We start from the raw sequence: 389 nt of genomic DNA, 5'->3' as shown, positions 1-389 counted from the left end.
GTGTTGGTGTCGTATGTGTTGCCTGCGGCGGGTCGGACTGTGGATGTGGCGGGGTTGACGGAGTTCGTGGCTCGGTCGTTGCCGCCGCATATGGTGCCGTCTGCGGTGGTGGTACTCGATGAGGTGCCGTTGACGCCGGTGGGCAAGTTGGATCGTGATGCGTTGCCGGAGCCGGTGTTCGAAGAGCGTGAGTATCGCGGTGCCGGTAGTGAGGTCGAGGAGATCATTGCGGAGGTGTTCGCGGAGGTTCTGCACTTGGAGAAGGTGAGTGTGGACGAGTCGTTCTTCGCGCTCGGTGGTGATTCGATCGTGTCGATTCAGTTGGTGTCGCGGGCGAAGGCTCGGGGTGTGGTGTTCACGCCGCGGGATGTGTTCGAGCGGCGTTCGGT

General features: G+C 62.2%; 1 protein-coding gene. It reads left to right on the top strand.

Features of this window, described 5'->3' with window-relative positions:
• A partial coding sequence (locus HCA61_RS25900; protein WP_169691062.1) for a phosphopantetheine-binding protein occupies positions 1-389 on the top strand: 389 nt, incomplete at both ends.

It is taken from the genome of Rhodococcus sp. HNM0563 (genome assembly GCF_012726195.1).
Lineage (GTDB): Bacteria > Actinomycetota > Actinomycetes > Mycobacteriales > Mycobacteriaceae > Rhodococcus.
The sequence above is the reverse complement of the archived record's forward strand: the minus strand, read 5'-3'. Positions and strand labels throughout refer to the sequence as shown.